This is a genomic window from Bacillus sp. FSL P4-0334, assembly GCF_038004825.1.
Lineage (GTDB): Bacteria > Bacillota > Bacilli > Bacillales > Bacillaceae > Bacillus > Bacillus velezensis.
Genome location: NZ_JBBORX010000001.1, coordinates 1,166,788 through 1,185,362, shown reverse-complemented (window position 1 = coordinate 1,185,362; position 18,575 = coordinate 1,166,788). Strand labels below are relative to the sequence as shown.

27 protein-coding genes are annotated in these 18,575 nt (G+C 44.3%); all 27 read right to left on the bottom strand.

The features are described 5' to 3' along the window. Nucleotides 1–16: 16 nt before the first annotated feature. Nucleotides 17–196 (bottom strand): 50S ribosomal protein L30, encoded by a 180-nt coding sequence (gene rpmD / locus NSQ37_RS06130; protein ID WP_003156497.1) that lies wholly within the window; start codon nucleotides 194–196, stop codon nucleotides 17–19. A 13-nt stretch (nucleotides 197–209) separates the two neighbouring features. Next, nucleotides 210–710 (bottom strand): 30S ribosomal protein S5, encoded by a 501-nt coding sequence (gene rpsE / locus NSQ37_RS06125; RefSeq protein ID WP_003156493.1) that lies wholly within the window; start codon nucleotides 708–710, stop codon nucleotides 210–212. Between the two features lie 24 nt (nucleotides 711–734). Further along, on the bottom strand, nucleotides 735–1,097 hold the full coding sequence (gene rplR / locus NSQ37_RS06120; protein ID WP_003156492.1) for a 50S ribosomal protein L18: 363 nt from the start codon (nucleotides 1,095–1,097) through the stop codon (nucleotides 735–737). A 34-nt stretch (nucleotides 1,098–1,131) separates the two neighbouring features. Beyond that, nucleotides 1,132–1,671 (bottom strand): 50S ribosomal protein L6, encoded by a 540-nt coding sequence (rplF, locus tag NSQ37_RS06115; RefSeq protein WP_003156490.1) that lies wholly within the window; start codon nucleotides 1,669–1,671, stop codon nucleotides 1,132–1,134. Nucleotides 1,672–1,701: 30 nt separating this feature from the next. Next, nucleotides 1,702–2,100, bottom strand: a complete 399-nt coding sequence (gene rpsH, locus NSQ37_RS06110; RefSeq protein ID WP_003156489.1) for a 30S ribosomal protein S8 — start codon at nucleotides 2,098–2,100, stop codon at nucleotides 1,702–1,704. 31 nt (nucleotides 2,101–2,131) lie between these two features. After that, nucleotides 2,132–2,317 (bottom strand): 30S ribosomal protein S14, encoded by a 186-nt coding sequence (gene rpsN, locus NSQ37_RS06105; protein ID WP_341123409.1) that lies wholly within the window; start codon nucleotides 2,315–2,317, stop codon nucleotides 2,132–2,134. 22 nt (nucleotides 2,318–2,339) lie between these two features. Continuing rightward, on the bottom strand, nucleotides 2,340–2,879 hold the full coding sequence (gene rplE / locus NSQ37_RS06100; RefSeq protein WP_003156487.1) for a 50S ribosomal protein L5: 540 nt from the start codon (nucleotides 2,877–2,879) through the stop codon (nucleotides 2,340–2,342). A 26-nt stretch (nucleotides 2,880–2,905) separates the two neighbouring features. Then, entirely contained in the window at nucleotides 2,906–3,217 is a 312-nt protein-coding gene (rplX, locus tag NSQ37_RS06095) for a 50S ribosomal protein L24 (RefSeq protein ID WP_003156486.1), read from the bottom strand. Nucleotides 3,218–3,253: 36 nt separating this feature from the next. Further along, nucleotides 3,254–3,622 carry a 50S ribosomal protein L14 gene (rplN, locus tag NSQ37_RS06090; RefSeq protein WP_007410404.1) on the bottom strand — a complete coding sequence of 123 codons (369 nt, stop codon included), beginning with the start codon at nucleotides 3,620–3,622 and terminating at the stop codon, nucleotides 3,254–3,256. 40 nt (nucleotides 3,623–3,662) lie between these two features. After that, the gene (gene rpsQ, locus NSQ37_RS06085) at nucleotides 3,663–3,926 is read right to left on the bottom strand and encodes a 30S ribosomal protein S17 (RefSeq protein ID WP_003156484.1); all 264 of its coding nucleotides are present in this window, start codon (nucleotides 3,924–3,926) and stop codon (nucleotides 3,663–3,665) included. 22 nt (nucleotides 3,927–3,948) lie between these two features. Continuing rightward, nucleotides 3,949–4,149: a 50S ribosomal protein L29 gene (rpmC, locus tag NSQ37_RS06080; RefSeq protein ID WP_003156482.1), complete on the bottom strand. Its 201-nt coding sequence runs from the start codon at nucleotides 4,147–4,149 to the stop codon at nucleotides 3,949–3,951. Beyond that, complete coding sequence (rplP, locus tag NSQ37_RS06075) at nucleotides 4,139–4,573, bottom strand: 50S ribosomal protein L16 (protein ID WP_003156478.1); 435 nt, start codon at nucleotides 4,571–4,573, stop codon at nucleotides 4,139–4,141. The genes rpmC and rplP overlap by 11 nt, the downstream gene beginning before the upstream one ends. 1 nt (nucleotide 4,574) lies before the next feature. Then, the gene (gene rpsC / locus NSQ37_RS06070) at nucleotides 4,575–5,231 is read right to left on the bottom strand and encodes a 30S ribosomal protein S3 (RefSeq protein WP_003156476.1); all 657 of its coding nucleotides are present in this window, start codon (nucleotides 5,229–5,231) and stop codon (nucleotides 4,575–4,577) included. A 3-nt stretch (nucleotides 5,232–5,234) separates the two neighbouring features. Beyond that, nucleotides 5,235–5,576: a 50S ribosomal protein L22 gene (gene rplV / locus NSQ37_RS06065; protein ID WP_003156475.1), complete on the bottom strand. Its 342-nt coding sequence runs from the start codon at nucleotides 5,574–5,576 to the stop codon at nucleotides 5,235–5,237. Between the two features lie 16 nt (nucleotides 5,577–5,592). Next, nucleotides 5,593–5,871 carry a 30S ribosomal protein S19 gene (rpsS, locus tag NSQ37_RS06060; RefSeq protein WP_003156472.1) on the bottom strand — a complete coding sequence of 93 codons (279 nt, stop codon included), beginning with the start codon at nucleotides 5,869–5,871 and terminating at the stop codon, nucleotides 5,593–5,595. Nucleotides 5,872–5,928: 57 nt separating this feature from the next. Continuing rightward, nucleotides 5,929–6,762, bottom strand: a complete 834-nt coding sequence (gene rplB / locus NSQ37_RS06055) for a 50S ribosomal protein L2 (RefSeq protein WP_003156470.1) — start codon at nucleotides 6,760–6,762, stop codon at nucleotides 5,929–5,931. Nucleotides 6,763–6,793: 31 nt separating this feature from the next. Next, entirely contained in the window at nucleotides 6,794–7,081 is a 288-nt protein-coding gene (gene rplW, locus NSQ37_RS06050) for a 50S ribosomal protein L23 (protein ID WP_003156467.1), read from the bottom strand. Further along, nucleotides 7,081–7,704, bottom strand: a complete 624-nt coding sequence (gene rplD, locus NSQ37_RS06045; protein ID WP_007615239.1) for a 50S ribosomal protein L4 — start codon at nucleotides 7,702–7,704, stop codon at nucleotides 7,081–7,083. The genes rplW and rplD overlap by 1 nt, the downstream gene beginning before the upstream one ends. A gap of 27 nt (nucleotides 7,705–7,731) precedes the next feature. Continuing rightward, nucleotides 7,732–8,361, bottom strand: coding sequence for a 50S ribosomal protein L3 (gene rplC / locus NSQ37_RS06040; RefSeq protein ID WP_007410402.1), 630 nt, complete (start codon nucleotides 8,359–8,361; stop codon nucleotides 7,732–7,734). Between the two features lie 39 nt (nucleotides 8,362–8,400). Continuing rightward, nucleotides 8,401–8,709, bottom strand: coding sequence for a 30S ribosomal protein S10 (gene rpsJ / locus NSQ37_RS06035; protein WP_003156464.1), 309 nt, complete (start codon nucleotides 8,707–8,709; stop codon nucleotides 8,401–8,403). Between the two features lie 248 nt (nucleotides 8,710–8,957). Beyond that, nucleotides 8,958–9,923, bottom strand: a complete 966-nt coding sequence (locus tag NSQ37_RS06030; RefSeq protein ID WP_025284099.1) for an alpha/beta fold hydrolase — start codon at nucleotides 9,921–9,923, stop codon at nucleotides 8,958–8,960. Nucleotides 9,924–10,026: 103 nt separating this feature from the next. After that, nucleotides 10,027–11,217: an elongation factor Tu gene (gene tuf / locus NSQ37_RS06025; protein ID WP_007410400.1), complete on the bottom strand. Its 1,191-nt coding sequence runs from the start codon at nucleotides 11,215–11,217 to the stop codon at nucleotides 10,027–10,029. A 119-nt stretch (nucleotides 11,218–11,336) separates the two neighbouring features. Then, on the bottom strand, nucleotides 11,337–13,415 hold the full coding sequence (gene fusA, locus NSQ37_RS06020) for an elongation factor G (protein ID WP_007410399.1): 2,079 nt from the start codon (nucleotides 13,413–13,415) through the stop codon (nucleotides 11,337–11,339). Between the two features lie 52 nt (nucleotides 13,416–13,467). Continuing rightward, a complete protein-coding gene (gene rpsG, locus NSQ37_RS06015) occupies nucleotides 13,468–13,938 on the bottom strand; it encodes a 30S ribosomal protein S7 (RefSeq protein ID WP_003156447.1) in 471 nt (156 codons plus the stop codon). 39 nt (nucleotides 13,939–13,977) lie between these two features. Next, complete coding sequence (gene rpsL, locus NSQ37_RS06010) at nucleotides 13,978–14,394, bottom strand: 30S ribosomal protein S12 (RefSeq protein WP_003156445.1); 417 nt, start codon at nucleotides 14,392–14,394, stop codon at nucleotides 13,978–13,980. 115 nt (nucleotides 14,395–14,509) lie between these two features. After that, nucleotides 14,510–14,758 carry a 50S ribosomal protein L7ae-like protein gene (locus NSQ37_RS06005; protein WP_003156443.1) on the bottom strand — a complete coding sequence of 83 codons (249 nt, stop codon included), beginning with the start codon at nucleotides 14,756–14,758 and terminating at the stop codon, nucleotides 14,510–14,512. 168 nt (nucleotides 14,759–14,926) lie between these two features. Then, nucleotides 14,927–18,526, bottom strand: coding sequence for a DNA-directed RNA polymerase subunit beta' (gene rpoC / locus NSQ37_RS06000; RefSeq protein WP_007410398.1), 3,600 nt, complete (start codon nucleotides 18,524–18,526; stop codon nucleotides 14,927–14,929). Nucleotides 18,527–18,575 lie beyond the last annotated feature (49 nt).

Here is an 18,575-nt window from a genome sequence, read left to right as displayed (position 1 = left end):
AGCCTATAATTTATTTTTATTGTTCTTTAACAGAAACTAGATGAGATACTTTATTAATCATACCGCGGATCGCAGCGTTATCTTCATGAACGACAGTTTGGTTTGTTTTCTTTAAACCAAGTGTTCTTACAGTAACGCGCTGATCTTCCGGGCGACCGATTACACTGCGTTTGAGGGTAATTTCTAATTTAGCCATTAATGTTCCCTCCTTATCCTAACAGTTCTTCTACAGATTTTCCACGAAGCTTCGCAACCTCTTCAGCACGTTTAAGCTCACTTAAACCTTGAAGTGTTGCACGGATCATGTTGATCGGTGTGTTAGAACCTAAAGACTTAGAAAGGATATCAGCAACGCCAGCAAGCTCAAGTACCGCACGTACAGGGCCTCCAGCGATAACTCCAGTACCTTCAGAAGCAGGTTTCAACAAGATATTGCCTGCACCGAAACGTCCGATGATTTCGTGTGGAATCGTAGTTCCAACCATTGGTACTTCAATCAAATTCTTTTTCGCATCTTCAACAGCTTTGCGGATTGCTTCAGGTACTTCTTGTGCTTTACCAGTACCGAAACCTACGTGACCGTTTTTGTCACCGACAACGACTAGAGCTGCGAAACGGAAACGACGACCACCTTTAACAACTTTCGCTACGCGGTTAACCGTAACTAAGCGTTCTTCTAACTCTAATTTGCTTGGGTCAATACGACGCATAATCATGTGTCCCTCCTTTTTTTATTAAAATTTCAGTCCGGCTTCACGAGCTGCATCGGCCAGAGCTTTTACACGTCCATGGTATAAGTATCCGCCGCGGTCAAATACTACGTCAGAAACACCTTTCTCAGAAGCGCGTTTCGCAACGAGTTCACCGACTTTAGCAGCAGCAGCGCTGTCACCAGTGCTTTCCACGTTCAAATCTTTATCGAGAGTAGAGGCACTAGCAAGTGTAACGCCATTTACATCATCGATGATTTGAGCATAAATGTGTTTGTTTGAACGGAACACATTCAGACGAGGTCTTTCAGCTGTGCCTGAAAGTTTAGCACGAACACGGGCATGTCTTTTTTGACGAGCAGCATTTTTGCTAGTTTTCGTAATCATCCTTAGGTCACTCCTTTCTTCACTTTAAGCGGTCTTACTTAGCAGATTTACCCTCTTTACGGCGAACAACTTCACCTTCGTAGCGGATTCCTTTACCTTTGTAAGGCTCTGGAGAACGTACAGCGCGGATGTTAGCAGCGATAGCTCCTACACGCTCTTTGTCTGTACCTTTTACAACTACTTTAGTTTGAGAAGGAACTTCGATTTCGATGCCCTCTTCAGGAACGATCTCAACAGGGTGAGAGTATCCAACGTTTAAAACAAGTTTGTTTCCGGATTTAGCCGCACGATAACCGACACCGACTAATTCCAAACCTCTTTCAAATCCTTTAGATACGCCTTCAACCATGTTTCCAAGCAGACTGCGAGTCGTACCATGCAGCGCACGGTGCTCTTTGTGATCAGAAGGACGAGTAACTGTAAGCACGTTGTCCTCAATTTTGATTTCCATATCAGGATGGAAAGTACGAGTTAATTCTCCTTTTGGTCCTTTTACAGCTACAGTGTTGCCTTCGTTCAGCGTTACTGTAACTCCAGAAGGGATCTCAAGCAGTTTTTTACCTACACGAGACATACTAAAACACCTCCATTCTTGTTAAACTTCTTACCAAACGTATGCTAGAACTTCTCCACCAGCTTGTTTTGCACGGGCTTCTTTGTCCGTTAAAACACCTTGTGATGTAGAAATAATCGCGATTCCAAGACCGTTAAGTACGCGAGGTACTTCATTTGATTTAGCGTATACACGCAAACCTGGTTTGCTGATTCTTTTAAGACCAGTGATAACGCGCTCGTTGTTTTGTCCGTATTTCAAGAAAACGCGGATGATACCTTGTTTGCTGTCTTCTACGAACTCAACGTCACGAATGAAACCTTCACGCTTTAAAATGTCAGCAATTTCTCTTTTCAATTTAGAAGCAGGAATTTCAAGCTTCTCATGACGTACCATGTTTGCATTGCGAATACGAGTCAGCATATCTGCAATTGGATCTGTCATAACCATTATATAATTACCTCCTTCCCATTCTTGGGGATTACCAGCTGGCTTTTTTCACGCCAGGAATTTGTCCTTTATATGCAAGCTCACGGAAACAAATACGGCAAAGTTTAAATTTACGAATGACTGAGTGCGGACGTCCGCAGCGTTCACAGCGAGTGTAATCTTGCACTTTAAACTTTGGTGTACGTTGTTGTTTCGCAATCATTGACTTTTTAGCCACGATTTCGCCTCCCTTTCATTGATTATTTCTGGAACGGCATACCTACTTGAGTTAATAGCTCACGAGCCTCTTCGTCAGAGTTAGCAGTCGTTACGATAACGATGTCCATTCCGCGAACCTTTGTTACTTTATCGTAGTCAATTTCAGGGAAGATTAACTGTTCTTTGATACCAAGAGTGTAGTTTCCGCGACCGTCGAAAGATTTCTTAGAAATCCCGCGGAAGTCACGTACACGCGGTAAAGATACAGAAATAAGTTTATCAAGGAAATCATACATGCGCTCTCCGCGAAGAGTTACTTTCGCACCGATAGGCATTCCCTCACGAAGACGGAATCCAGCAATTGATTTCTTCGCACGAGTAACGACAGGTTTTTGACCTGCGATAAACGTTAATTCTTCAACAGCACTGTCGATTGCTTTTGCGTTTTGAACAGCATCACCGACACCCATGTTGATTACGATTTTTTCGATTTTTGGCACCTGCATAACAGAGTCGTAGTTGAACTTCGTCATTAAAGCAGGTGAAATTTCTTTATTGTACTTTTCTTTAAGGCGGTTCATGAGATAGACCTCCCTTCCTTTAAATACTATTTATCTAAGACTTGCCCAGATTTTTTTGCAACACGAACTTTTTTGCCATCTTCCACTTTGTATCCTACGCGAGTCACTTCACCTGTTTTAGGATCGAGCGGCATAACGTTTGATACATGAATTGGCGCCTCTTGATTAGAAATACCGCCTTGAGGGTTTGCTTGAGTTGGTTTAGAGTGCTTCTTCACCATGTTTACGCCCTCAACTAGAACGCGGTCCTTTTTAGGGAAAGCAGCAAGGATCGTACCTTGTTTGCCTTTATCTTTACCAGAGATAACCATTACTTTATCGCCTTTTTTCACATGCATCCTGATCGCACCTCCTTGAGTAAGGCATTTATTTCATTAGATAACTTCTGGAGCCAGAGAAACAATTTTCATGAAGTTGTTTTCACGTAATTCACGGGCAACCGGTCCGAAGATACGAGTTCCACGCGGGCTCTTGTCGTCACGGATGATAACACATGCATTCTCATCGAAGCTGATGTATGATCCGTCAGTTCTGCGTGCTCCGCTTTTTGTGCGAACGATAACAGCTCTTACGACTTCACCTTTTTTGACAACGCCTCCTGGTGTTGCTTGTTTAACCGTGCAAACAATTACATCACCAATGTTAGCCGTTTTACGTCCAGAACCGCCAAGAACTTTAATAGTAAGTACCTCACGCGCACCGGAGTTGTCAGCAACTTTTAAACGAGTCTCTTGTTGAATCATTATTTGTTACCTCCCTTCGGAAAAAGAATTCCGAACTTTATTAGATAATAACAGCTTCTTCGACAACTTCTACTAGACGAAAACGCTTAGTTGCAGATAATGGACGAGTTTCCATGATCTTTACGATGTCTCCGATTTTAGCTTGGTTATTTTCATCATGTGCTTTGAATTTCTTTGAGTATTTTACGCGTTTACCGTAAATAGGATCCTTTTTGTATGTTTCAACAACAACAGTGATGGTTTTATCCATTTTGTCAGAAACAACACGGCCTTGGTAAACTTTGCGTTGGTTACGTTCGCTCATGCTCACGACCTCCCCTCAGTGATTATTTGTTGGCAGCAATTTCTCTTTCACGAATCACAGTTTTCATGCGCGCGATAGCTTTGCGCACTTCACGAATGCGAGCAGTATTTTCAAGTTGTCCTGTCGCTAATTGAAAGCGAAGATTGAAAAGTTCTTCTTTAAGAGACTTTACTTTTTGTTCAATTTCAGCAGTGGTAAGGTCACGAATTTCATTAGCTTTCATTTGATTCACCACCAATTTCTTCACGTTTTACGAACTTCGTTTTAATTGGCAATTTGTGAGATGCAAGACGAAGAGCTTCACGAGCTACCTCTTCAGACACACCAGAAATTTCAAATAAAACTTTGCCCGGTTTTACAACAGCTACCCAGCCTTCAGGAGCCCCTTTACCGGAACCCATCCGTACCTCAAGCGGTTTAGCAGTGTAAGGTTTTGAAGGGAAAATTTTAATCCAAACTTTACCGCCACGTTTCATGTAACGAGTCATCGCAATACGTGCAGCTTCGATTTGGCGGTTTGTGATCCAAGAAGCTTCAAGAGCCTGGATACCGTACTCACCAAAATGTACTTCAGTACCGCCTTTAGCGCGACCGCGCATTTTTCCGCGATGCTCTCTGCGATATTTAACGCGTTTTGGTAATAACATATTATTTTCCTCCTTCCTCAGTTTTCTTCTTAGTAGGAAGAACCTCTCCACGATAGATCCAGACTTTTACACCAAGCTTACCGTAAGTTGTGTCAGCTTCAGATGTTGCATAGTCGATGTCAGCACGTAAAGTGTGCAATGGAACAGTTCCTTCACTGTAGTATTCAGAACGAGCAATGTCAGCTCCGCCAAGACGGCCGGAAACCATTGTTTTCACACCTTGTGCTCCAGCACGCATAGTGCGTTGGATTTGTTGTTTCTGCGCACGGCGGAAAGAAATACGGTTTTCTAGTTGACGAGCGATGTTGTCAGCTACAAGCTGAGCATCAAGATCTGCTCTTTTGATTTCAAGAATGTTAATGTGTACACGCTTGCCAGTAAGGCTGTTAAGGGCTTTACGAAGTGCTTCAACTTCAGATCCGCCTTTACCGATTACCATACCAGGCTTAGCAGTGTGGATCGTAATGTTAACGCGGTTTGCTGCGCGCTCGATTTCTACTTTAGAAACAGAAGCGTCAGAAAGGCGTTTGCTAATGAATTCACGAATTTTTAAATCTTCGTGCAGGAAGTCAGCGTAATCTTTACCAGCGTACCACTTAGATTCCCAATCACGAATGACTCCGATACGAAGACCGACTGGATTTACCTTTTGACCCACTACTTATCCCTCCTTCTTTTCTGATACAACGATTGTAATGTGGCTCGTACGTTTGTTGATTTGGCTCGCACGTCCCATAGCACGCGGGCGGAATCTTTTTAACGTTGGGCCTTCGTCAACAAATGCCTGAGAAATAACCAGATTGTTAGCGTCCATCTCGTAGTTGTGCTCAGCATTTGCGATAGCAGATTTTAAAACTTTTTCGATGATCGGAGAAGCAGCTCTCGGAGTTAAGTTCAGGATAGATACTGCTTCGCCTACTTGCTTACCTCGAATCAGGTCCATTACTAGACGTGCTTTACGAGGAGCAATACGGACTGTTCTTGCAACAGCTTTAGCTTGCATTTAAAAGCCTCCTCTCTTAGCGTCTTGTTTTTTTATCGTCACTGGCGTGGCCTTTGTAAGTACGAGTCGGTGCGAATTCGCCCAACTTGTGGCCTACCATGTCTTCAGAAATGAATACAGGCACGTGTTTACGTCCGTCATATACTGCGATAGTGTGACCGATAAATTGTGGGAAAATAGTTGAACGGCGAGACCAAGTTTTTACAACTTGTTTCTTGTCCGTTTCATTTAATTTCTCGATTTTTGTCATCAAGTGTCCATCGACAAATGGTCCTTTTTTCAAGCTGCGAGCCATTTTGGAACCTCCCTTCGTGATTGCACTACGGTCCGAAATGAACCGTAGACAACCCCGTTATTTATTTTTACGACGACGTACGATAAATTTATCAGATTTGTTCTTTTTCTTACGTGTCTTGAATCCAAGAGTCGGTTTGCCCCAAGGAGACATTGGTGATTTACGTCCGATTGGCGCGCGACCTTCACCACCACCGTGCGGGTGATCGTTAGGGTTCATTACAGAACCGCGGACTGTAGGGCGGATGCCTTTCCAGCGAGAGCGTCCTGCTTTACCAACGTTGATAAGTTCGTGCTGCTCGTTACCTACTTGACCGATAGAAGCGCGGCAAGCAGAAAGGATCATGCGAACTTCACCAGAGTTAAGACGTACAAGAACGTATTTGCCTTCTTTACCAAGAACCTGAGCAGATGTACCAGCTGAACGTACAAGCTGTCCGCCTTTACCAGGTTTTAATTCAATGTTATGCACAACTGTACCAACAGGGATGTTGATAAGCGGAAGTGCGTTACCTACTTTGATGTCAGCTTCAGGGCCGGACATGATTTCAGTACCTACTTGAATTCCTTTTGGTGCAAGAATGTAACGTTTTTCTCCGTCTACATAGTTGATTAGTGCAATGTTAGCTGAACGGTTTGGATCGTACTCAACTGTAGCAACGCGTCCAGGTATACCATCTTTATCGCGTTTGAAGTCGATAACACGGTATTGGCGTTTGTGTCCGCCACCTTGGTGACGTACAGTCAATTTACCTTGGTTGTTACGTCCGCCTTTTTTGTGAAGGGGCGCAAGCAAGGATTTTTCCGGCTGGTCAGTCGTGATTTCAGCAAAATCTGAAGTTGTCATGCCACGACGTCCGTTAGAGGTCGGTTTATACTTTTTAATCGCCATTTTGAATTTCCCTCCTTCTTTTTACAGATAATTAAGCTTCAAAAATTTCGATTTCTTTGCTGTCTGCAGTAAGTTTTACGATCGCTTTTCTGCGACGGCTAGTCATACCAGTGTAGCGGCCGACACGTTTTGATTTCCCTTTGTAGTTCATGATGTTGACTTTGTCAACTTTCACTCCAAAGATACTTTCAACTGCATCTTTCACTTCTGTTTTGTTAGCTCTTACATCAACTTCAAAAGTATATTTTTTTTCAGTCATTAAATCAGCAGAACGTTCAGTAATGACGGGGCGCTTAAGAACATCACGAGGATCTTTCATTATGCAAGCACCTCCTCTACTTTTTCAACCGCAGCTTTTGTAATCAGAAGCTTCTCGTGGTTGACAACGTCTAACACGTTGATTCCGTTAGCTTGAACAACTGTAACTCCAGGGATGTTGCGTGCAGAAAGAGATACTGCTTCGTTTGCATCCGCAGTTACGATTAAAGCTTTTTTCTCAACAGATAATCCTTTAAGGATAGCTGCCATTTCTTTTGTTTTAACCGTATCAAGAGTAAGATCTTCAAGAACAATAATGTTGTTGTCGTTCACTTTAGAAGACAATACTGATTTGATTGCCAAGCGGCGAACTTTTTTAGGTAATTTGTAAGAATAGCTGCGTGGTGTTGGGCCGAATACGACACCACCTCCGCGCCATTGCGGTGAACGGATTGAACCTTGACGGGCACGACCTGTACCTTTTTGACGCCATGGTTTGCGACCTCCGCCGCGTACTTCAGAACGATTTTTTACTTTGTGAGATCCTTGACGTAAGGAAGCTCTTTGCATAAGAATAGCGTCGAATACTACGCTCTCATTTGGCTCAATTCCAAATACAGACGCGTTTAATTCGATATCACCAGCAGTAGAACCGTTTTGGTTGTATAATGCTACTTTTGGCATGATCAATTTCCTCCTTTCCTAAGAGACTTATTTAGATTTAACAGCACTTTTAACAGTGATTAAAGTTTTTCTCGCACCAGGTACGTTACCTTTAATCAAAAGAAGATTGCGCTCAGCATCTACTTTTACGATTTCAAGGTTTTGGACAGTGATTTGATCTCCGCCCATGCGTCCAGGTAATAGTTTACCTTTGAATACACGGTTAGGATCTACAGGTCCCATTGAACCAGGACGACGGTGGTAGCGTGAACCGTGAGACATAGGTCCGCGAGATTGTCCGTGGCGCTTGATTGCACCTTGGAAACCTTTACCTTTAGATACTCCTGTTACATCTACGATTTCTCCTGCAGAGAAAATTTCAACCTTGACTTCCTGACCAATTTCATACGCATCCATATCCACGCCGCGTAATTCTTTAACGAAGCGCTTAGGAGCAGTTTCCGCTTTTGCAACGTGTCCTTTTTCCGGTTTGTTTGAAAGCTTTTCACGCTTATCGTCAAAACCAAGCTGGATCGCTTCATAGCCATCGTTTTCAGCTGTTTTCTTTTGAAGAACAACGTTTGGAGCTGCTTCAATAACAGTTACCGGGATAAGATCACCGTTCTCTGCGAATACTTGCGTCATACCAATTTTTCTTCCTAAGATTCCTTTGGTCATTCGTCACACCTCCTATTATGATCATTCTATATTTTAGAATTAAAGTTTGATTTCGATATCGACACCAGATGGTAAGTCTAATCGCATGAGAGCATCAACAGTTTGTGGTGTTGGGTTCACAATGTCGATTAAACGTTTATGTGTACGCATTTCAAATTGCTCACGAGAATCTTTGTATTTGTGCACCGCACGAAGGATTGTGTAAACTGATTTTTCAGTTGGCAACGGAATCGGACCAGATACGCTGGCACCAGAACGTTTTGCCGTTTCAACAATCTTCTCTGCAGATTGATCAAGGATTCTATGATCATATGCTTTTAAACGAATACGAATTTTTTGTTTTGCCATTATTTTCCCTCCTTTTCGCCTACATCACGTTAGACAGTTCTCCGTGAGAAAAACCTGATCACCTTGCCATGGCAAAGCGGCCGGGTGTGTCAGCAACCTCTCACTTCATCGCAGTCAAAGACCAACATACACTATTATACAGAAAATAGACGCATGTTGCAAGGTTTATTTAAAGAACCTTGTGGTTTTCACACTTTGATTATTATACAGGTGATACCATGATTAATCAAGGATATGCCTGTTTTCTTTCAGAGATGGAACGATGCGAACCGGCTGACAACTTCGGCAAAGCGATCCGGTTCCTCCAAGTGAGGCGAATGGGCTGAGTTCTCAAACCAATGCCATTCTTTATACGGCGCATCAACCTTCTGATAATATTCATAAGACGTCGTCCCCGGGACCGTCAAATCGTATCTCCCTGACATAAAACAGCACGGTATTATAATAGAAGAAACTGATTCCCCGGCATCAAAGAAAATGAGATCCTCCCACAGGTGTTTCAGGCTGAACATTTGTCCCCGCGCGGCTAAGAAGCTACCTCTCACACCGTACGGTTCACCAAACAGCATTCGCCCCCCTGCTTTAAGAGCGCCGATCGGATGATGGGTAAACCCTCCTCCCCTCATCTCGATACAAAGCAGAAACAACGTTCGCTGCAGCTGTTTCTCCCATGGAGGCGCTCCGATAAAGCTCAGCGTCTTTTCCAGCAGGAAATGTTTGCGATGCCTGCTCCATTCCATCATCAGCCGGTAAGCTTCCGTTTCTTCCTTTTGAATATTAACCACCTGACTGATACCGATATACCCATAATACAAATCAGGTCTCTCTTGAAGAACATGAAGCGCCAGAACTGAACCCCACGAATAGCCGGCGATATATATTTTTTGCCTGCTGAATTGCTTGCATAGGCGTTCGGTCAAATGAATGGTATCGGCTGTCAGCTGATCCAAGGTCATAGATGAACCCGGAATTTCCTTTGAATAAGAGAGACCCGCCCCTCTCTGATCCCAGTTCACAACGGTGAAATGCTTTTCCAGCTTATTCTGGTATTTTCTCGCATAGCCGATTTGGGGCGTGCCGGGACCGCCGTGCAAAAACAAAAGCAGCGGATTACTCCTGTCATCACCATTAATCATAATGGTTTGTTCACTGCCATTAATCAGCAATTGCTGAAGCATTGAAATACGATTGGTTTTCTTGAAGTTATCGTTCATCGCTCTGCTCCTAAAATTTGTATACGTTCTATTATACATGGAATCAGCGGGGAAACAAAAAAACGAGGCCCCATAAGGGACCCCGCATTAATGAACGAGTCGATTACTCAGTGATTGTAGAAACAACGCCTGAACCAACTGTACGTCCGCCTTCACGAATAGAGAAACGAGTTCCTTCTTCGATAGCGATTGTAGAGATAAGTTCAACGATCATTTCAGTGTTATCTCCAGGCATAACCATTTCTACGCCTTCTGGAAGATTGATGATACCAGTTACGTCAGTTGTACGGAAGTAGAACTGAGGACGGTAGTTAGAGAAGAATGGAGTATGACGTCCACCCTCTTCTTTAGAAAGAACGTAAACTTCAGCTTTGAATTTGCTGTGTGGAGTGATTGTACCTGGTTTAGCAAGTACTTGTCCACGTTGGATGTCTTCACGAGCTACACCGCGAAGAAGTGCACCGATGTTGTCTCCAGCTTCAGCATAGTCAAGAAGCTTACGGAACATTTCAACACCTGTAACAGTTGTTTTGCTGTTTTCTTCTTGAAGACCGATGATTTCAACTTCGTCACCGACTTTAACTTGTCCGCGTTCTACACGGCCAGTAGCAACTGTACCACGACCAGTGATTGAGAATACGTCCTCAACTGGCATCATGAATGGTTTGTCAGTGTCGCGTTCTGGAGTTGGGATGTACTCGTCAACTGCAGCCATAAGTTCAAGAATTTTTTCTTCGTACTCAGCGTCACCTTCAAGAGCTTTAAGAGCAGAACCTTTAACAACTGGTACATCATCACCAGGGAAGTCGTATTCGCTAAGAAGATCGCGAACTTCCATTTCAACAAGCTCAAGAAGCTCTTCGTCGTCTACCATGTCGCATTTGTTAAGGAATACTACGATGTATGGTACACCAACGTTTTTAGAAAGAAGGATGTGCTCACGAGTTTGTGGCATTGGGCCATCAGCAGCAGATACTACAAGGATAGCTCCGTCCATTTGCGCAGCACCAGTGATCATGTTTTTAACATAGTCAGCGTGTCCTGGGCAGTCAACGTGTGCATAGTGACGAGTGTCAGTTTCGTACTCAACGTGTGCAGTAGAGATTGTGATACCGCGCTCACGTTCTTCTGGAGCACCATCAATTTGATCGTACGCCATAGCTGTACCTTTACCAGATTTCTTATGAAGTACTGTTGAGATAGCAGCAGTTAATGTTGTTTTACCATGGTCAACGTGTCCAATTGTACCGATATTGGCATGTGATTTGGAACGGTCGAATTTTTCTTTAGCCATTCTAAAATCCTCCTTAAGAGCTTTTAATTAGTAATGTATAGAGTGATAGAAAGTGAAAGCAAGCTTTCACTTCCTCATCTTACAATAGTAGTTATACTTGAGTTAAGTGGCAAAATCAATTATTCGCCTTTATTTTTTTTGATAATTTCTTCAGCGATGCTCTTCGGCACTTCTTCGTAGTGATCCATGAACATTGTGAACGTACCGCGTCCTTGCGTGTTAGAACGAAGGGCAGTAGCGTAACCGAACATTTCAGCAAGAGGTACCATCGCACGCACAACTTGAGCGTTACCGCGAGCTTCCATACCTTCTACGCGTCCGCGACGAGAAGTAACATCACCCATGATGTCTCCCATGTATTCTTCAGGAATAACAACTTCAACTTTCATGATTGGTTCAAGAAGAACTGGGTTACATTTGCTGACTGCATTTTTCAATGCCATAGAAGCAGCGACTTTAAACGCCATTTCGTTTGAGTCAACATCATGGTAAGATCCATCAAAAAGTTTCGCCTTGATGTCGATTAGCGGGAATCCGGCTAGGACACCATTTTCAAGAGAGTCTTCAAGACCTGCTTGTACGGCTGGGATGTATTCACGAGGAACAACACCACCGACGATTGCGTTTTCGAATTCAAAGCCAGCGCCTTCTTCGTTCGGTTCAAATTCGATCCAAACGTGACCGAACTGACCGCGTCCGCCTGATTGACGTACGAATTTACCTTCAACTTTTGCACCGGTACGGAATGTCTCACGGTACGCAACTTGAGGAGCACCAACGTTAGCTTCAACTTTGAACTCACGCTTCATACGATCAACAATGATATCAAGGTGAAGCTCACCCATACCAGAGATGATTGTTTGACCCGTTTCAGGGTTTGTTTGTGTACGGAATGTAGGATCTTCTTCAGCAAGTTTCGCTAAAGCGATACCCATTTTATCTTGGTCAGCTTTTGATTTAGGCTCAATCGCTACGTCGATAACAGGCTCTGGGAATTCCATTGATTCAAGGATTACAAGATCCTTCTCATCACATAGAGTATCTCCAGTAGAAGTATCTTTTAGACCTACAGCAGCTGCGATGTCTCCGGCGTAAACAGTAGAGATCTCTTCACGGCTGTTAGCGTGCATTTGAAGTATACGTCCTACGCGCTCACGCTTGCCTTTTGTAGAGTTCTTTACATATGAACCGGAATCAAGTGTACCGGAATATACGCGGAAGAATGTCAGCTTACCGACGTAAGGGTCAGTCATAACTTTAAATGCAAGTGCAGAGAACGGCTCTTCATCAGAAGAATGACGAACGATCTCTTCATCTGTGTCAGGACGTACACCTTTGATTGCAGCAACATCAGTTGGCGCAGGAAGGTAGTCAAGAACAGCATCAAGTACAAGCTGAACACCTTTGTTTTTGAAAGCAGATCCAACAAGTACAGGGTAGAATTCAACATTCAGTGTACCTTTACGGATAGCAGCTTTCAGTTCAGGGATAGTGATTTCTTCACCTTCAAGGTACTTTTCCATAAGCTCTTCATCAAGCTCAGCTACAGCTTCAATCAGGCTGCTGCGAAGCTCTTCAGCTTGCTCTTTGTACTCTTCAGGGATTTCTTTCGCATCTGAACGAGTTCCAAGGTCATCTTCGTAGAAATACGCAACGTTTTCTACTAAGTCGATGATACCTTCGAAGTTGTCTTCAGCGCCGATCGGCAATTGAATTGCGTGAGCGTTAGCTTGAAGACGGTCTCTTAAAGTGCCTACAGAGTAAAGGAAGTCTGCGCCGATTTTGTCCATTTTGTTGACAAATACAACGCGCGGCACTCCGTAAGTTGTTGCTTGGCGCCATACTGTTTCTGTCTGAGGCTCAACACCTGATTGAGCATCAAGTACGGCAACCGCACCATCAAGTACACGGAGTGAACGTTCAACTTCAACTGTGAAGTCTACGTGTCCCGGTGTATCGATGATGTTTACACGGTAACCTTTCCACTGTGCAGTCGTTGCTGCAGAAGTGATTGTGATACCGCGTTCTTGTTCCTGCTCCATCCAGTCCATTTGCGAAGCACCTTCGTGAGTTTCGCCAATTTTGTGGATACGGCCTGTGTAGAACAAGATCCGTTCTGTAGTAGTCGTTTTACCGGCATCGATGTGAGCCATGATCCCGATATTACGAGTTTTTTCTAAGGAGAACTCTCTTGCCATTGGGTAATTTCTCCTTCCTTATTAGGGAATTATTATTTTGATTATATGAATCCTACCAGCGGTAGTGAGCAAATGCTTTGTTCGCTTCTGCCATCTTGTGAGTGTCTTCACGTTTCTTAACGGCAGCACCAGTGTTGTTAGCTGCATCAAGAATTTCGTTAGCCAGGCGCTCTTCCATTGTTTTTTCTCCGCGAAGACGCGCATAGTTAACCAACCAGCGAAGACCAAGAGTTGTACGGCGTTCAGGACGAACTTCTACAGGCACTTGGTAGTTAGCTCCACCTACACGGCGTGCTTTTACTTCAAGTACAGGCATGATGTTTTTCAATGCTTGTTCGAAAACCTCCATTGCATCATTGCCAGTGCGTTCTTTAATGATATCGAATGACTTGTATAGGATTGTTTGAGATTTACCTTTTTTACCGTCGATCATCATTTTGTTGATCAGGCGGGATACCAGCTTAGAGTTGTAAAGCGGATCAGGTAAAACATCTCTTTTTGCTACAGGACCTTTACGTGGCATCTGAATATCCTCCCTTCATAGTTTTAATGATTTATTTGATTACTTTGCTTTAGGACGTTTCGTACCGTATTTAGAACGGCCTTGCGCACGGTTTTCAACTCCGGCAGTATCAAGCGCGCCACGAACGATGTGGTAGCGTACCCCCGGTAAGTCTTTTACACGTCCGCCGCGGATCAGTACAACGCTGTGCTCTTGCAGGTTGTGACCGATACCAGGAATGTAGGCAGTAACCTCGATTCCGTTAGTCAAACGAACACGAGCATATTTACGAAGTGCTGAGTTCGGTTTTTTCGGTGTCATTGTACCCACACGAGTACATACCCCGCGTTTTTGTGGAGAAGATACGTTAGTGTGCTCTTTTTTAAAGCTGTTGTATCCTTTGTTTAGTGCAGGTGACTTAGAGTTTTCAACTTTGCTCACGCGTCCCTTGCGAATTAGCTGATTAATTGTAGGCATGTTATGTTCCTCCCTTCATTACGTTTTATAACCCACATACCCAGGTGGTTCATCATTAGGCAAAAAACAATGTCTTTACACAAGATTGATATCTTATATAAAAACAAAAAGTACGCTATAACATAATGGCAACAGCTGCTGCTCCCACTTCAATTCCGCAGGCTTTGCCGAGCTTTTTCATGGAATCCACCATACAGACAGCGGTATTTTGGTTCTTTGCAAGCTGGATAACGCCAGCTGTAAGAACTGAATCCGCGTCTTTTGCCACGACGACTTCCTTCACTGAACCTCGTTTTAGAGCTTTCACTGTTTGCTTCGTACCAATAATAATTGATTTGGCCTGTGATACTTTATCATAAGACATAAACATATCCTCCAAAGTAACAGGTTTTATTTCGAGCACCTTGGTTATATTATCACTCTGCGGGACGGATGTCAACAACGTATGACATTTTTTAGTGCAGTCCACCGCCAGAATAATTGTAATACTGAGGAAAAGCTGTCGAAACAGCCTTTCCTGCAGCAGTTTCTATTATTCAGCCGGAACCATATCTTCCGAAGGCTGAACGTTTGAAACAGGTTTTACTTTTCTGTAATTCATCATACCGGTACCGGCCGGAACCAGCTTACCGATGATAACATTCTCTTTCAGGCCGAGAAGTTCATCGCGCTTGCCTTTAATCGCAGCATCTGTAAGAACGCGTGTTGTTTCTTGGAATGATGCGGCAGACAAGAATGAATCCGTCTCGAGTGAAGCTTTTGTGATACCGAGAAGGACAGGACGGCCTGTAGCAGGTCGATTGCCTTCGAGCAACACTTTTTTGTTCGCTTCTGTGAATTGGTGAATATCAAGCAATGTGCCAGGGAGAACATCAGTATCTCCGGCATCGATCACACGGACTTTGCGAAGCATCTGGCGAACCATTACTTCTACGTGTTTATCGCCGATTTCAACCCCCTGCATACGGTAAACTTTCTGAACCTCATGCAGAAGATATTCCTGAACCGTTGTCAGGTCAGTGACTTTAAGAAGTTCTTTCGGATCGATAGAACCTTCTGTCAGCACTTGACCGCGGGTAATCTGATCACCCTCAGCCACTTTCAGGCGTGAGTTGTAAGGTGCCGTGTATGAACGTGTCTCAACAGCGCCCTGAACAACAATCTCCTGCTGTTTGTCGCGGACTTCATTGATTTCGGCAATTGTACCGTCAATCTCAGAAATCGTCGCTTGACCTTTCGGATTACGCGCTTCGAAAAGCTCTTGGATACGCGGAAGACCTTGTGTGATATCGTCTCCGGCAACCCCGCCTGTGTGGAACGTACGCATTGTTAACTGTGTTCCAGGCTCACCGATAGATTGAGCGGCGATAATACCTACTGCTTCGCCGACTTCAACATCAGTTCCGGTTGCAAGGTTACGTCCGTAGCATCGTTTACATACACCATGAGGAGTGTTACATGTGAACGCAGAACGGATCCACACTTCTTCGATTCCGGCTTCAACGATTTCCAGCGCTTTATCTTCATCGATCAATTCATTTTCGTTAATGAGCACAGCACCCGTTTCAGGATGTTTGATCTGTTTTCTGGCGAAACGTCCGATCAGACGCTCTTCCAGACGCTCGATGATTTCCGTGCCTTCTTTGAGCGGTTTTGCAAGAATACCGCGGTCTGTTCCGCAATCTGTTTCACGAATGATAACATCCTGCGCAACATCAACAAGACGGCGTGTAAGGTAACCTGAGTCAGCTGTTTTCAGGGCGGTATCGGCAAGACCTTTACGCGCACCGTGAGTGGAGATAAAGTACTCCAATACTGTCAGACCTTCACGGAAACTTGATTTAATCGGCAATTCAATGATTCGTCCAGCCGGGTTGGCCATCAGACCGCGCATACCCGCAAGCTGTGTAAAGTTAGATGCGTTACCACGGGCTCCTGAGTCACTCATCATGTAGATCGGATTGACTTCGTCTAATGATTTCATCAGTTTGCCTTGGATAACATCTTTCGCTGAACTCCAAATTGAAATGACTCTTTCATAACGTTCTTCTTCGGTGATTAAACCGCGTCTGAACTGTTTCAGGACATTATCAACTTTGCTTTGTGCTTCTTCAAGGATTTCCTGTTTGTCATCGAGAACGACGATATCAGAAACCCCTACTGTGATGCCGGCTTTCGTTGAATATCTGAAACCGAGGTTTTTCATGCGGTCAAGCATTTTAGACGTTTCCGTGATATGGAATCGTTTAAAGATTTCCGCGATGATTTTACCGAGAATGCCTTTTTTAAACGGTGCGTTGATCGGCTGCTCAGCAATCACAGCTTTTACGTCAGCACCTTTATCTAAGAAGAAACGGTCAGGTGTCTTCTCTTCAATGTTGCTCTTCGTTGGTTCATTCATGTAAGGGAATGATTCCGGAAGAATTTCATTGAAGACGAGCTTACCGACAGTTGTAATTAACAATTTTGAACGCTGTTCTTCAGTAAATGTCACATTCTTAAGGGAGTTCGCTGCAACAGCAACTCTCGTATGAAGGTGAACATAACCGTTTTGATAAGCAAGAAGCGCTTCGTCCGTATTTTTGAAAACCATACCCTCGCCGACTGCTCCAGCGCGCTCAAGCGTCAGGTAGTAGTTTCCTAATACCATATCCTGAGACGGCGTAACAACCGGTTTACCATCTTTAGGGTTCAAGATGTTTTGGGCCGCAAGCATCAGAATGCGCGCCTCAGCTTGAGCCTCAGCTGATAAAGGTACGTGAACCGCCATTTGGTCACCGTCAAAGTCAGCGTTATAAGCTGTACATACTAACGGGTGAAGACGGATGGCGCGTCCTTCAACAAGCGTCGGTTCGAAAGCCTGGATACCTAATCTGTGAAGAGTAGGGGCACGGTTCAGTAAGACCGGATGCTCCTTAATGACAGATTCAAGTACATCCCATACTTCAGGCTGCACGCGTTCGATTTTGCGTTTTGCGCTCTTGATATTGTGAGCAAGGCCTTTTTCAACAAGCTCTTTCATGACGAAAGGCTTGAAGAGCTCAAGCGCCATTTCCTTCGGCAAACCGCACTGATACATTTTCAGATGCGGACCTACGACGATAACGGAACGGCCTGAGTAGTCTACACGTTTACCGAGAAGGTTCTGACGGAAACGCCCTTGTTTCCCTTTCAGCATGTGAGAAAGAGATTTAAGCGGACGGTTACCCGGTCCGGTAACCGGACGGCCGCGGCGTCCGTTGTCAATCAGAGCATCGACTGCTTCCTGAAGCATACGTTTTTCGTTCTGAACGATGATGCTTGGCGCGCCGAGGTCTAACAGACGTTTTAAACGGTTATTACGGTTGATGACACGACGGTAAAGGTCGTTCAGATCAGACGTTGCGAAACGTCCGCCGTCAAGCTGAACCATCGGTCTTAATTCAGGCGGAATAACCGGAAGCACGTCGAGGATCATCCAAGACGGCTTGTTTCCTGAATTACGGAAGGCTTCAAGCACTTCAAGGCGTTTGATCGCACGTGTACGGCGCTGTCCTTGAGAAGTCTTCAGCTCTTCTTTTAACATATCAACTTCTTTGACAAGGTCGATGTCCTGCAGAAGTTTATTAATGGCTTCCGCACCCATAGAGGCTTGGAATTTGTTTCCGTACTTATCCAGATACGCACGGTATTCCTTTTCAGATAAAAGCTGTTTCTTTTCGAGCGGTGTATTGGCCGGGTCAGTTACGACGTAAGAAGCAAAGTAAATAACTTCTTCCAGCGCACGCGGTGACATATCCAATACAAGACCCATACGGCTCGGAATACCTTTGAAATACCAAATGTGAGAAACCGGGGCAGCCAGTTCAATATGCCCCATTCTCTCACGACGGACTTTAGCCCGCGTTACTTCAACTCCGCAACGGTCACAAACTACGCCTTTATAACGAACCCGCTTGTACTTGCCGCAATGACATTCCCAGTCCTTAGTCGGTCCGAAAATGCGTTCGCAGAACAGGCCGTCCTTTTCAGGTTTCAATGTACGATAGTTTATCGTTTCAGGCTTTTTCACTTCACCAAAAGACCATGAACGGATTTTATCCGGTGAAGCAAGACCGATGTTCATATACTCAAAATTGTTCACATCTAGCAAGGGGCCTACCTCCCTTTTTATCTTCGGATTAACCGATGTCACTTGCCTT